Origin of the sequence: Paenibacillus sp. CF095, from assembly GCF_900101225.1 — a bacterium.
Taxonomy (GTDB): Bacteria; Bacillota; Bacilli; order Paenibacillales; family Paenibacillaceae; genus Paenibacillus.
Window position 1 is genome coordinate 675,362 of sequence record NZ_FMZN01000002.1, and the last position, 13,847, is coordinate 689,208.

A 13,847-nucleotide genomic window follows, 5' to 3' on the forward strand; every position below is an offset into this window, starting at 1 on the left:
TTTATTTTGAGGTTTTTACTAAATAATTGGAACCTTTTGCCGATATATAAAGGTAACTGACTTAAAAAGAGGAGAGATGATACGTAATGCAACAAAAGAAACGGCCGTTGGTCTGGATCATGTTGGTCACCATGGTGTTCTCATTGTTCCCACAAGGTCTATTCGGTGGGGCTGTTGCTTCGGCTGCAGACGGTGATCCGGTAACTCCTGGATCTAATGCTTATACCACATATTTTACGCCAGATCTTAGAACATTGCGGGAGACCGCTGCTCTATCTATAGTTCAAGATGCAACCAAGGCTTTCTTGACACGTTCGAATGCATATACAACCTCAACTTCAGCAATTACAATTTCAGGTTCTTATGCATTTGTGTCCAATACGAGCTTGAAGGTTAAGGTTGAACAACTGAACTTGGTTACATCCGGTTCAGATAGCAAATGGGTTCCAGACTCGACTAAATCAATCACAACTGCAGTTACTGCTGATCCAAGTGGTAATAACAAATTCACAGCGAATAATCTAAATCTGTTCCCGGGGTTCAACCGAGTTACTTTCTCTGGTAACCAGGGATCAGTTGAACGGTCAGATACATTCTATGTATTGTACGATCAGGCTCCATTTATTGAGAGCTTCCAAGTATTTACGGACAGTTCCGCTACTGGCGGTAACAAGTCTTATAACCTAAATGAGGGTTCCAACACGGTTGTAGATACACAACGTGTGTCCATTCAAGGTAAAGTACAGAACTCCACCCTAGTTAGTGTGAAAGTTAACGGTGGGGATGAAATCAATGCCTCCATGCTGCAAGATGGATCATTCTTTTTGCCACAGCTAGCATTAAAAGCAGGACTAAATAATTTGAAATTCAAAATTTCAAGTGCATCCAATGCCATTGAAACTGAACGTTCGATTTACTATTTTGATAAAGACCAACCATTCACAGATTTGAAGGTACAATTGGGGGGCCAGAATAAATCTATTCTGGACAGTAATCCGGTATTTACAGGCACAGCTGAAGCAACAGCAACGTTAACAGGACAGGTGTTGCTTCCGTATTCAGCGAGCCCTAATCCCTTTAGTCCGACGAATGGTGAGATCACGTTGTCTAATGGCAACTTGACGCAACCAACTAATTTTGTGTTTGAGTCGGACCCGGCTGAAGAAGTACTAATCACGGGTTCAGATGGTGTAACCATTGAGTACCGATTGGTGAAATTCGAGGTTACAACACCGTATAACTTGGAACTTGCCGCAGATGGCACATCTCCCAAGAAGGATCAAACGCTTCGTCTCCGTCTCGCATACGGTAATTTCAGTGCAGGATATAACGCAAGTTATACCTTCTCCCCAGGGGCACAGGATATCACAGAGATCTACTATTTGCCTGATTATAAAGAAGGGGAAGCCATTGATTCCCAGACGAAGCTTGATGGAACTAAGCTGCAAACCGATCAATTCTTCATCTTGGTAGAATCCAGTGAACCTATCTCAGGAACGCTTGTAGGTGAATATTTACCAACAGGTACTACAAAGCTTAAAATTGACCCGGTCGCTACTGTTGATGCGATGAAACTGAAAGATAACCAAAAAATCTATAAAGTCTCCGGTTTCCTTGGTGGAGATCAACAAGTACGCTTTTACTATGGTAGTCCGACGAACTTGCCTAAGATTGTAAAAATTTCTTATGTAACAGCGAGCTCTATTTATGTGGAGAGTCTTCAAAACGGACAAACCTACACCTTTAACTCCAAGAGTAGTTCGCAAAAGCTTACGTTAAAAGGACGTTTTATTGGTTTCAAAACCCTAGGCGGTAATAACTTTGTCGCTGAAATACTTGTAAATGGTAAAAAATATACAACGACAGAAGCGTTCCCGAAACCAGATGATGGAACGTTCAGTGTAGATCTTCCCGTCTTGAAATCAGGACCGATTGTCTATGGTGAGAATACGATCTTGATCCGTGCTACGGACGAGGATGCGAACAAACTTCCAATCACGATCTCGACTACATTGAAGATTAATGTCATTGACCAAAATCAATCAACAGTGACATCTTTCATGCCTACGCTGATTCCTAAGGACTCACGTCAGCAATTTATCAACAAACCAATCACCCAATATGAAGATGATGAGATGAAGCGCATTTTCTCCGTTACACCTGAATTTGCTTTCAAAGAAGACAAGTATGTAACAAGTGAAGAAAATTATGACCTCGTCATTAATGGCGGTGGCGCTGATATTGTGAACGTCTACTTCGGTTCTGATAAAATTTTCACTAAAGAACTGACAAGTACAACGATTTTTGAAGTGAATCAACCAGCTACAGCTGGGTTGCCAAGCTATGATATTACAGGTAATAGCGATCTTTTCCTTGCACGGATTCAGAATCTTAAGTTTGATGTACCAGGAACACATGTGTATACACTCGAACTGATCAACAGCACAGGTGCGAGAACAACACAACGTCTTGAGATTGTGCGGGAACCTTCTTCTTACCGCATTTTGTCTCCACAACCTACGGTAGGTAACAACATCGTTGTGAACAAAAACTTTGTTCGTTTCGATATTGAAGCAGAGGGAGCATCCCAAGTATTGATCGGTAAAGAGCCAGCTGTTAAACGTACAGATATGAATAACCGTTTTGTATTGGATTATGTAGGACTCAAAGCAGACAAGAATAATGCAATTAAGATTCAAATTATACGCGAGGGCGGCACGATTAACGATACTATTAATGTGTATTATACAGGTGCGATCGCGATTGATTCACAGTTCATGGCTCCTAAGGTAGCCAACAAATATACTGTGTTTAACAAAAATGTGGTGCTTTCATTCCCGAAAGGAACGGTACTGCAATCGACAACAACAAGTGGCATGGTGAAGTTCTATCCAGACAACAAACTGTTGTTTGGTATCGCTGATCCAAAAGACGGTGTTGTAGAACGTAAGAATGACTACGGTAATGTTATCGGAGTTAATGCAGACGACAGAAGTACCAATGGTGCCAGCGTAATCCGTATTCCTACCGAGTTGTCGAGCTTCTTCGCCTCGGTGATCAATACAGCCAACTTTACTCAAGTATCTGATATTTACTGGATCAACGGTGGTCTGGGTGAACTGGGTGATCGTGGTACGAATGGATACAAAGCAGGTACGAACGGTATTACGCCTTATTCCATTGATGGAGAGTTTACAAGATATGCTCAAGAGCGTATTCTGACCCCATCCCAGCGCGGAACGTTAACGCTGAGCTATGATCCATCCATTGTTGACGACGTAGGGTCTACGATTACGGTATATCGTTACTCGGATGATTCTAATGTAGGTAAATGGGTTTCCATAGGTGGTGCAGTAGACACGAAGAGTCACACCATTACCGTTCCATTTGATGAATTTGGTTATTACAAAGTCATGAAGCAAAGTCAAAGCTACCCGGATATCACGAATCATCCATGGGCACGGAACTTGTTAAATGCAATGTATTCCAAAGGAATTATGAATCCGCTCAGAACCAATGCATTTGGTGCGGATGATCAGACAACACGTGGCGAATTTGCTACTTTGCTTGTCAAAGGTATGGATATTCAATTGGTTAAACCAAGTAAAACAACCTTCACCGACGTTTCCGAGAACACCAAATCGGATCGTTGGACATATGAAGCAATTGAAACAGCAGCACGAGCAGGTATTGTTCAAGGGCTTAGTGATGGCTTCTTTGGACCGGATCAGCCGGTTACACGGGAGCAGGCAGCTGTTATGATCGCACGGGCGATGAATGCCAAGCTTGCAGCCAATGACAGTAAATTGACGGCTACTTTGGCCAAATCGTTCCTGGATTCAACTTCTATCGATTTCTATGCACGACCAGCCATTGTTGCGGTTACCAAAGCAAAAATCATGGAAGGAAGCCCTGTAAATATTCCAGGTGCAGCCAAAACGCAATTCCAATTCAATCCAAAAGGTAATATGACTCGTGCGGAAGCAGCCAAGATTGCTGTAGAACTTCTTAAGAAGAGCACGAAGTTATTCCCTAAAACATTGAGCTAATCTAGCATAGTTGAGATAATTTTAGGAAGGACCTGTCCCTTTTACTAAAGGGATGGGTTCTTTTTATGACTGAAGAAGAGCTTGTATAGAATTCATTTATAATAGAAGAAATCTGTTTTTTACCAATAACTATTTTTGTAATTTGCTAGAGATTAAGATACAATAACGGTAAATACACAATGATCTAGAGGGTGAAGTTAGCTAATGAAACCGATTTATTCGAGAGCCCAGTTGGGTTACATGAAGGCAAAGACACAGTTCGAGAAGCAGGCAGTCATTCTGGAGAAAAAGTTGGAAGATACACGTAAGACAGAGGAGATCTCTCAGGAAGTCATGGAAGGACTTGTACAGTCCACCGGCTTCCATGATGCGTATAACAGTCTGGTTCTGGCCGAGAATGAATTGATTGAATGGTCTCACACCACGATGAAGCATGAGAAGACATACCGGGAGAACAGACAGCCAATTGACGATATGTATCTGAGATTGAACAGTGATCCAAATATGCGTGCTCAGATTATTGAGCTGGCGATGAAGATCCGCTAAGTTATAGTCACTGATCCAAGAAGAGGGCCCTGAGGGTCCTCTTTTTTATTTTCAATTTTGTAGAATTTGTCGCTTCATCGTGGAAAATAACGGGTATAAATAAACGTCCACATCAATCCTTACACAGGGTGATCTCGGAGAATTCGTCATTTATTCAACTGCATTAAAGGTTTTGAATCCGTTATAGACCCGCATTGCATCAATACATAAATAAATTCAAAACTTTTTTTGAGGAATCCGCAACTTTTTGAAATCTGCTGCGTTTAAGATGTAGAGTCGAAAACATTGGGCAACTTACCAAGAATGACCTCGTGAAGAATCTTGTCTATTTATTAGAAAAAATTGCTTTACGGCACGAGAGACCCATTGTATAATACGTAAGGTAGGATTAGGAAACTACTCTATTTACGTATGATTCTATCTTTTACTCTTGTTTACAAGTTTCTGTGATATGCTCACAGACATCATTTATATTAACTTGCTCATAACTCTGGAAAGGGGGTGCGACAATAGAATGAGGAATACGAGCGACCCTATTAAAGAAAATTCCAATGTTATGAACGCCCAAGGAGGAGACAAAAAGGTTATGAAGAAAATTTTATCCGTAGCACTGTCTACAGCAATGGCATTCTCAATGTTTGCATCTGTAGCATTCGGTGACACAGCAGTAACACCACAACAACAGTTTGATGCATTGAAAGCAAAAGGTATCTTCAATGGTTACCCAGATGGCACAGCTGGTCTGGACAAAGAGATGACTCGCGCTGAGTTCGCAAAAGTTATCACTAAATTGTTGGGTCTGAAAGAGATCACTGGAACTCTTTCTTACAACGACAAAAACTACACAGCTAAGAACTGGGCTGTACCTTACATCGAAGCAGTAACTGCTGCGGGTATCATGGAAGGTAAAAACGTAGAGAAAAAAATCTTCGACTTCAATGGTAAAGTGACAGTAGCTGAAATGGCTACAATCTTGACTCGTGCACTTGATCTTGAAATCCCAACTGAAACTAACAACAATGCAGCAGCATGGGCTAAAGGTTATGTTCAAGCAGCGATCAACGCAGGTTTGATCGACGCTAACGCTAACTTCTCTGGTAATGCTTCCCGCGAATTGTTGGTAGGTGCAGCTTACTCTATCGATCAAGCTCAAAGCTTGAAAGTAGAATCTTACACAGTAACTGAAGCTGGTAAAGTAGTTGAGTTCAAAATCAGCGACGGCGAAACTGTAAAAGTAACTTTGGATAAAGCTCTTGAAGCTAACAAAGAAACTGAAGTGAAATTCACTTACAAAGATAAAGAGTTCACTGAGAAAGTTACTTATGTAGTAACTACAGCTACTAAAGTACAAAGTGCAACTGCAACTAACCTCAAAGAAGTAGTAGTTAAATTTGACGGTAAAGTTGATAAAGATTCCGCAGAGAACGTAGTTAACTACACTCTGAGATCTGGTAAAGTGGTTGATAGTGTAACACTTTCCGACGATCAAACTTCTGCAACATTGCTCTTGAAAGACAGCGCATTGACTAACAACCGTGTTGATGCAGTAACTGTTTCCAACGTTAAAGCTGGAACAGCTACAGTTAGCGCTACTAACGTTGAATTCACAGCAGTAGATAACGTTCTTCCAGAAGTTACATCTGTACAATCTCTGGGAACTAAATCTGTTAAAGTAGTATTCAGCGAGCCAGTTAAAAACGTTGCTCAATCCAACTTTACTTTGGATGGCAAAGAGTACTTCGGTAAAGTAACTGTAAGCAACAACTACAGAACAGTTGTATTGACTCCATACAGCACAACTGCATTGGCTGTTGGTGATCACAAACTTACAGTAAGCGGCGTTAAAGACTTCGCTGACTTCGTATCTTTGGCTTCTACTCATGACATCAAAGTTGTAGAAGATACTACTGCTCCTACAATTTCTGAAGCAACTGCAACTTTGGAAAGTGTAACAGTTACTTTCTCTGAAGATGTAGATGTAGATACAATTGATGCTGCTAAAGTTTACTGGAAATCCGGTACTAACAAAATTACAGCAGTAAGCAAAAAACAACTTGCTGATAACAAATGGCAGTTCACTTTCGGTGTTAACAGATCCCTTCCAACAGGTTCAGTTTCGATCTTTGTTGAAGGTGTGAAAGATTACTCCGGAAACCAAATTGCTGCAGATACATCTGTTGTTGTAACTCCAGTAATTGATCAAGTTCGTCCAGAAGTTGCTTCTGTAACTGCTGAAGACGCTCGTACAATTAAAGTAACTTTCTCGAAATCAGTGGATTCAGCTAGTGCGCAATTGAGCACTAACTACACTGTAAAAGATAAAGACGGAAAAACAGTTACAGTACAAAGTGCAACTCGTGACACTCTTGACACTAAAGTTGTTCGTGTGAAACTGTACACTGATCTGTCTGTTGGTGATAACACATTCACGATCCAAAACGTGAAAGATGACACTAAATTGCAAAACACTATCTTGGATTACACTGGTAAAGTAAACTTGGCTGATAAAGCTGCTCCAGTTATTGAGTCCAAAACAATTAATACTTCAGCTTCTGAGCGTCGTGTAGTAGTGAAATTCGATAAAGCAATGGATATCGAAAGCTTGACTAATTATTCTAACTACTTGGTTAGCATTGATAGCCAAAATCAATCTTTGACTCCTGCAATTGCTGAAATCACACCATTCCAAGATGGTTCCGCGGTTTCTATCAAATTTGCAGAAAGCTTGAATGGTAAAACTGTAGCATTGGCTTCAGGTACAGGTTCTACTACTACAACAAACATTAACTCTCTGACAGTATTGGCTGTTAAGAGTGCTACAGGTGTTGTTCTGAAAGAGTTCACTCAAGGTGGAGCAGCAAATGTAATTTCTTTGAACGCTAGCACTTCTATTGCTCTCGAAGGAAAAGCTGAGTTGGTTGACAGAAGAACAGTTAAACTCAAATTCAATGGCGGAATCAACAACTACACTTCCAATGCAGCAATTACGAATGCAGCTAGTAACCCAGCTGTATCCAGCATTGAAGTTAATGGTACTTCCACTGTAACAGTTAAATTTGCTTCTGATCTGAAAACAGATGGTAGCGATGTTAACTTGACTGTTAACTATGCACAATTGACTACTAACGCTGGAAACGTAGGTACTGGAACGGGAGCAGTTGTGAATACTGCAAACTTCACTGACTCTGTTAAACCAGTTGTTGTTAAAGCTAATGACTCATTCGCTTTCAACATTGTGACTGCAACAAATAATAAATTTGTAATTGAATTCTCCGAGCCAGTTAAATCTGCTTCTGACGCTCTTGCAGCTGGTGCGTTCACTATCCACCGTAATAGTGACAACGAAGAATTGAAAGCATCTGATAATGATTTCGCTGTTGCAATTGGAGCAGGCGCAGATGCAAACAAAGTAACTGTAACTGTTAATGATCTTGCTACTCGCACAGCTGCAACTGGTTACAAAGTAGCTGTTAAAGACACTAACATCCTTACTGACCTTGCTGGTAACTCTGTTGCAGCATTCGAAGGAATCAGTGCTGAATTGCCAGAAACTGCAGCAGCAATCACTGCTGACCAAACATCTGTAGCTGCTTCTAAAACTGCTTTGACTGTAGCTCCAGCTGATGCAACTGCAGCAACTACAACAACAATTGCTCTTCCTGCAACTGATGCAACTAACGGTACTGCAATCGCTTGGACTTCCAAGTTTAATGCAGATCCAGCTGCAACTGCAACTGGTTCATACGCTGTTACAAGACCAGCTACTGGTTCTGACACAGTTGTGTTAACAGCTACTATCACTAAAGGTGCAGCTACAACAACTCAAACATTCACTGTAACTATCCCTGATGCAGGTAACATTACAGTAGCTAAAAACTAATAAATATTTGTTTTAAAGCAAGCTAGGATATCCTAGCTTGCTTTTTTTGTTTAACAACATCGTAACTTTCTCCCCATCCCAAACGTTTATACTATAATAGCAACAAGCAACTTATGGGAGGTTTGGAAGTGAATCAAAAGAAAATGTTTGTAAGCTTGCTCGCGAGTGTCTTGTTGATCAGTTCAACGGCTGGCATTGCCATGGCAGCGAGCGCAACCAATAAAACGTCTGCCACCAGTTCAAATAGCAGTACATCGAAGAAAACAACAACCACCACGAAACAGGTTGTACATACACTCGGTAACCTATCGGCTGTTAAAGTGACAGCACGAAGTTCCGTAAGATTAACAGATGTCAATATCTTGGCGCAGGACGATGGCAATGTGGTTACATATACATTGTCTTATAAGAATAATGACAGTACTCCAATGATGATGCTCGATTACTGGAGCAAAGTGAAAACCAAGGGTGGCACATCGTTCTCACCTAAACTGATCGCAAAAGATCAGGAGAAGAAAACGGTCGCGCCGGGATCAACCGTTGAGTTGACCTATGTTATGAAAGTGGGTCGCGAAGTGAAACTGAGCGATCTGAACTTCCTCATCGTGAAATGGGATTTCAGTCAAGCTAACTATGAACGTACGCTGGGTAAGTTTAACGTGCCCGCATCCTATAGCATTACTACACCTGTAGGTAAGCCGAAGACGGTTCGTCTGAGCGACTCTGCGGTGAAGGTGAAAGTATCAGGCATTAAAGTGTTTCCAGGTGAAGATAAGAAACAGTATGTGAAAATTGGCGTGAATTTAAACAATATTAGTTATAAATTGCTTGAAAATCCGAATATCAAATGGATCTTACGTACGCCAAGTGGTACGAACTATCCCTTAACTCCGGATAAAGACAGCACGAATGTCAGTATTCAAGCCCAAGCTAATAAGGCTCTCAGTCTGATGGCATCTCTTCCTACGTCAGTGAAGCTGCAAAAGTCTGAGTTGTTGCTTGTAGAAGAACAGGGTGAAGAGAAGAGTGTTCTGCCTGTTGCTGCATTACAGCTGCCTGAAGCGAGCAAAACAAATGTAGAAGTCGCTGCCAATCAACCGAATATTATTTCAGTTGAAGGACAACGACTGTCCACATTGCTTGAATCCGCCAAAGTTCGAATCGATGATGGTGAGTATAGTCTTAACCTTCAGATGAAGCTCAAGAATGAAGGCAAGAAAGCCATTAAGGTACCGACATATACCTTCGAGGTACGGAATACAGACGGAACAGTTTATCCGATCGAAACTAAAGCATTGGATACATTGAAGTTGAACCCAGGTGATATCAAGACAATTAAGCTAAATGTAACCCTTCAGGGTGATGGGGATACCAAAAAGATCAAGCTGTATGTAATGAGTCCGGTGGACAAAAATGATAGTACAGAGTCAGCAACAGCTTCTTCTCCAACCAATGGATTTGTTTTCTCCTATCCTGTAGGCGTCTATGCGATTCCTGAATCGGTATCCAGCGGAGACGGATTGACAACCGAAGCGGTGATTAAGAATAACAAAGGTACATTTGGTGTGTCTTTTGGATCGTTACAGCGGTTGCCGTGGCTTGATAATGATATTATTGCTGCTAAAGTGACTATTCGTAATGCAGGTAACAAAACAGTTCAACTTCCTGAGCTTGAAGCGATGTTTATGATTGATTCTGCTGAGATTGAGGGAGACAAGAAGCTAATCTACACACAAAGTGGCAAGCTACTTGGAGCGGGCATGACAACTGAGGCTTATCTGTTGACCAAGATTCCTTCTGAGTTACGTATATCTCGACTTGAACTTAGTCTGAACGAGAAAGTTAGTGAAGAAGAGACAAATGAATGGATCACGTTAAATACGTCCGGATTAATTCCACCGGTATCTTATGTTGGAAGCGGCAAGACATACACTTCGGGTACGGCTGATAAAGAGACCGAAATGGGTGTGCGGAGAACGATTCGTTATCCGGGAACATCATCGGACATCGTATATACTGAATTCGAAATGACGAACAAATCACTGCGTCAAAGTGGTCTCGGTAAACTGGTAGGTTATTTCAAAACATCGGATGGCCAGTATTATAGAGCAACTGCGAAGCAAGCAGAGCGTCTGCCTGGTCCGGGACAGAAGTCGATTGTTACGTTCTGGGCTAAGATTCCGAAGTCCGTTACCTTCTCAGACCTGCGTCTGATTGTGGGTGAAGGTATTGCAGACAGCAAGTTTGTAACGGGTGAAGGGGAAGCAACTGCTTATGTGAATGCTCTGGCATTCGAAGTGCCGCCAACCTCCATTAGTGTTCAAGGCTCGTTAACCAATATTGATCTCTATCCTTACTCTTGGACTGCCAACAGTGTAAGAGCATATCTGGCAGGCAGCTCATCTGTGCAGATTGAGATGAATTACAGCTTATCACGTAATGAAGAGATTGAGATGGGTGAGAACGAGCACAAGTTAATCCTTACAATGACGGATCAAGCAGGTAAATCATATGAGAAAGAGCTGACTTTGGGAACCGATCTGAAAGTGGGAACCAACCAGACACTGAGTTGGAGCGTAGAAGACAGCTTCTTCGAGAAGCTGCGTGGCGGTTCTTATCGCTTAAGCGTAGATGATCAGTTCCAAGGACAACGTGTTCGTCTTGCGGAACAAAGCTACGGATATGACCTGACCAAACTTCCGAAGGAAGAACCCGTCGATATAAGATAGAGGCATAGATTTAAATAATCGTTAGATTTGTCCACAAAACCTCGTTTCCATCCTAAAGGAAACGAGGTTTTGCTTGTCGCATCCCTATTTTTTCTCTATAGTTAAAGTTAATAGATTACCAGAGGAGGAAAATGATTCACATGAAACCTTATATGAAAGTATCCCTTGCTGCGCTCGCAATTGGTGTTGGCGTATGGGTTGGGTCGGTATACAGCAATACAGCTATCGGTGCAGGTACAAGCCAGCCAGGAACAGCAGACGATCCGGTTGTAACGAAGAGCTATGTAGATCAGCAGATTCAGAAAGCATTGGGTGGTGGCGTTAGCACGGGTTCTGGCAATTCATCCGGTAATAATTCCGGATCTACGGGAACCGGGAACTCAGGTAGCACAGGTGGAGACACTTCACTTCCTCCACTGGTCTCAGGAGCTTCTGATGCCGTTGAGATCGTAACCGTGAAGCCGGGTCAACAGCTGATCGGTAAGTCTGGCGCGGAGTTCATTGTACGTAGCGGCAAAGCTGTGATCGTCAGTGAAGGTACGAATGGTGTAGCGGATCTGACGGACGGGATTGACCTGACGAATGGACAGGCAGCGCCGACCAATCACCTGCTCTCTTTTCCAAGGGATGGACGGGGAATTACGGTATTGGAAGGAAACAAATATAGCCTAACGGTAATGGTTCGTGGTGGATATACTTTGAAATAGGATTTGTAGCTGTTAAAGGAATTATTCATTAGTCATACTTTTCATTTGCTCAGATTAACCAGTTCTAACAAACATTAATACGGCTAGCCAGCCTTGTTCCTGCTCACTCTATAACTGTTGACAATCAATTAATGGAGGTGCAGGAACCATGGCTAGAAGCAATCGTAAAGTGGTACCCGAAAGTCGTCAAATGCTGGATCAGATGAAGTATGAGATTGCTGCAGAATTTGGTCTCAATGTGGGCTATGGTGGCAGAGGTTTGGCTGGTTCGGATACAGAATTTGGATCTGAACTGGGTGAAGTGAGTGATCATTCTTATGGGCAATACAAAGGGTGGGGACATCTGACTTCCCGCGAGAATGGATCGGTTGGTGGAGAGATCACCAAAAGGCTAATTCGTCAGGCAGAGCAGCACTTATAGGGCATTTTCCTTACCCCATTTCGTTTGACACGTCTTGACAAATACGTTAAGATGGCACTTGAGGTATGCAACCTTTTCCACTAGGGAAAGGTTGATTTTCGTTTGAGGCAATTACCTGAAAAATCCTTATCTTCGGTACTGCGGACTCCGCGTCCTTATTCCTTTTTGGAAAGCTTCGAGGGTACAGTGAACGAATCGCTGTCATGTTTTGTTCGGGCAATCGCCATACTACTAGTTATGGGAGGTTGAAACTTCATGTCTGTTAAAGGCCGGCATCTATTTACATCGGAGTCTGTAACCGAAGGACATCCGGATAAAATCTGCGATCAGATCTCAGACGCCGTGTTGGACGCGTTCCTGGCGAACGATCCTAATGCTCGCGTAGCTTGCGAAGTTTCCGTAGCCACAGGCTTAGTGCTTGTCATCGGTGAAATCAGTTCAGCTTCTGAATACGTGGACATTCCGTCCATCGTTCGTAATACAATTAAGGATATTGGCTACACACGTGCCAAGTTCGGTTTTGATTATAACACTTGTGCAGTTCTGACTTCTCTGAATGAGCAGTCCGCTGATATTGCCCAAGGCGTGAACGCAGCGCTTGAGAATCGTGACCCGGAACAAGTCGCTCGTGAAACAGAAAACATTGGTGCAGGTGACCAAGGTCTGATGTTCGGTTTTGCAACGAACGAGACACCAGAACTCATGCCTTTGCCAATCGCCCTGTCCCACCGTATCGCACGCCGTCTGGCGGAAGTGCGTAAGAACGGTACATTGGAATATCTTCGTCCGGATGGTAAAACGCAAGTAACGATTGAATACGACGGTGACAAGCCGGTACGTGTAGATACAATCGTTGTGTCTACTCAGCACGCTGAAGAGACTACACTTGCGCAGATCCAAAAAGACATCAAAGAACATGTAATCTTGCCTGTCGTTCCAGCTGAATTGCTGGATGAACAGACTAAATATTTCATCAACCCAACAGGACGTTTCGTTATTGGCGGACCTCAGGGAGATGCAGGCCTCACTGGACGTAAAATCATCGTAGATACCTACGGCGGTTATGCACGTCACGGCGGTGGTGCGTTCTCGGGTAAAGATCCAACAAAAGTAGACCGCTCCGCAGCATATGCGGCTCGTTACGTAGCGAAAAACCTTGTAGCTGCAGGACTTGCAGACAAAGTGGAAATCCAGCTCGCTTACGCGATTGGTGTAGCCAACCCGGTATCGATCAACGTGGATACATACGGAACTGGCAAAGTCAGCGACGAGAAATTGGTTGAGCTTGTACGCAACAACTTCGATCTTCGTCCGGCTGGCATCATCCGTATGCTGGATCTGCGTCGCCCAATCTACAAACAAACCGCTGCTTACGGTCACTTCGGCCGTACAGACCTGGATGTACCTTGGGAGCAAGTGGACAAAGTAGACCTTTTGAAAACTCAAGCAGGTCTGTAAGTTAGCTAACGCTATATGGTCATCCAATGAAGCCCTTGATTCCGCTATGGAATCAGG

Annotated in this window: 7 protein-coding genes; all 7 read left to right on the plus strand. The window is 42.7% G+C overall.

The window, feature by feature from the left end:
- Positions 1–86 precede the first annotated feature (86 nt).
- The 7 genes from BLS69_RS22235 to metK all read left to right on the plus strand — a co-directional run bounded on the left by BLS69_RS22235 (position 87) and on the right by metK (position 13,790).
- On the plus strand, positions 87–4,049 hold the full coding sequence (locus BLS69_RS22235; protein ID WP_091036327.1) for an S-layer homology domain-containing protein: 3,963 nt from the start codon (positions 87–89) through the stop codon (positions 4,047–4,049).
- A 204-nt stretch (positions 4,050–4,253) separates the two neighbouring features.
- Positions 4,254–4,595 carry a hypothetical protein gene (locus BLS69_RS22240; RefSeq protein WP_076332560.1) on the plus strand — a complete coding sequence of 114 codons (342 nt, stop codon included), beginning with the start codon at positions 4,254–4,256 and terminating at the stop codon, positions 4,593–4,595.
- A gap of 586 nt (positions 4,596–5,181) precedes the next feature.
- Positions 5,182–8,475: an S-layer homology domain-containing protein gene (locus tag BLS69_RS22245; protein WP_176872931.1), complete on the plus strand. Its 3,294-nt coding sequence runs from the start codon at positions 5,182–5,184 to the stop codon at positions 8,473–8,475.
- Positions 8,476–8,603: 128 nt separating this feature from the next.
- Positions 8,604–11,204 carry a hypothetical protein gene (locus BLS69_RS22250; protein ID WP_091036332.1) on the plus strand — a complete coding sequence of 867 codons (2,601 nt, stop codon included), beginning with the start codon at positions 8,604–8,606 and terminating at the stop codon, positions 11,202–11,204.
- A 140-nt stretch (positions 11,205–11,344) separates the two neighbouring features.
- On the plus strand, positions 11,345–11,911 hold the full coding sequence (locus tag BLS69_RS22255) for a hypothetical protein (RefSeq protein ID WP_091036335.1): 567 nt from the start codon (positions 11,345–11,347) through the stop codon (positions 11,909–11,911).
- A 148-nt stretch (positions 11,912–12,059) separates the two neighbouring features.
- Complete coding sequence (locus tag BLS69_RS22260) at positions 12,060–12,332, plus strand: alpha/beta-type small acid-soluble spore protein (protein WP_091036337.1); 273 nt, start codon at positions 12,060–12,062, stop codon at positions 12,330–12,332.
- 255 nt (positions 12,333–12,587) lie between these two features.
- On the plus strand, positions 12,588–13,790 hold the full coding sequence (metK, locus tag BLS69_RS22265; RefSeq protein WP_091036339.1) for a methionine adenosyltransferase: 1,203 nt from the start codon (positions 12,588–12,590) through the stop codon (positions 13,788–13,790).
- Positions 13,791–13,847 lie beyond the last annotated feature (57 nt).

Coding starts and splice junctions, on each gene's coding strand:
- BLS69_RS22235 (WP_091036327.1), top strand. CDS start 87: ATGCAACAAAAGAAACGGCCGTTGGTCTGGATCATGTTGGTCACCATG.
- BLS69_RS22240 (WP_076332560.1), top strand. CDS start 4,254: ATGAAACCGATTTATTCGAGAGCCCAGTTGGGTTACATGAAGGCAAAG.
- BLS69_RS22245 (WP_176872931.1), top strand. CDS start 5,182: ATGAAGAAAATTTTATCCGTAGCACTGTCTACAGCAATGGCATTCTCA.
- BLS69_RS22255 (WP_091036335.1), top strand. CDS start 11,345: ATGAAACCTTATATGAAAGTATCCCTTGCTGCGCTCGCAATTGGTGTT.
- BLS69_RS22260 (WP_091036337.1), top strand. CDS start 12,060: ATGGCTAGAAGCAATCGTAAAGTGGTACCCGAAAGTCGTCAAATGCTG.
- metK (WP_091036339.1), top strand. CDS start 12,588: ATGTCTGTTAAAGGCCGGCATCTATTTACATCGGAGTCTGTAACCGAA.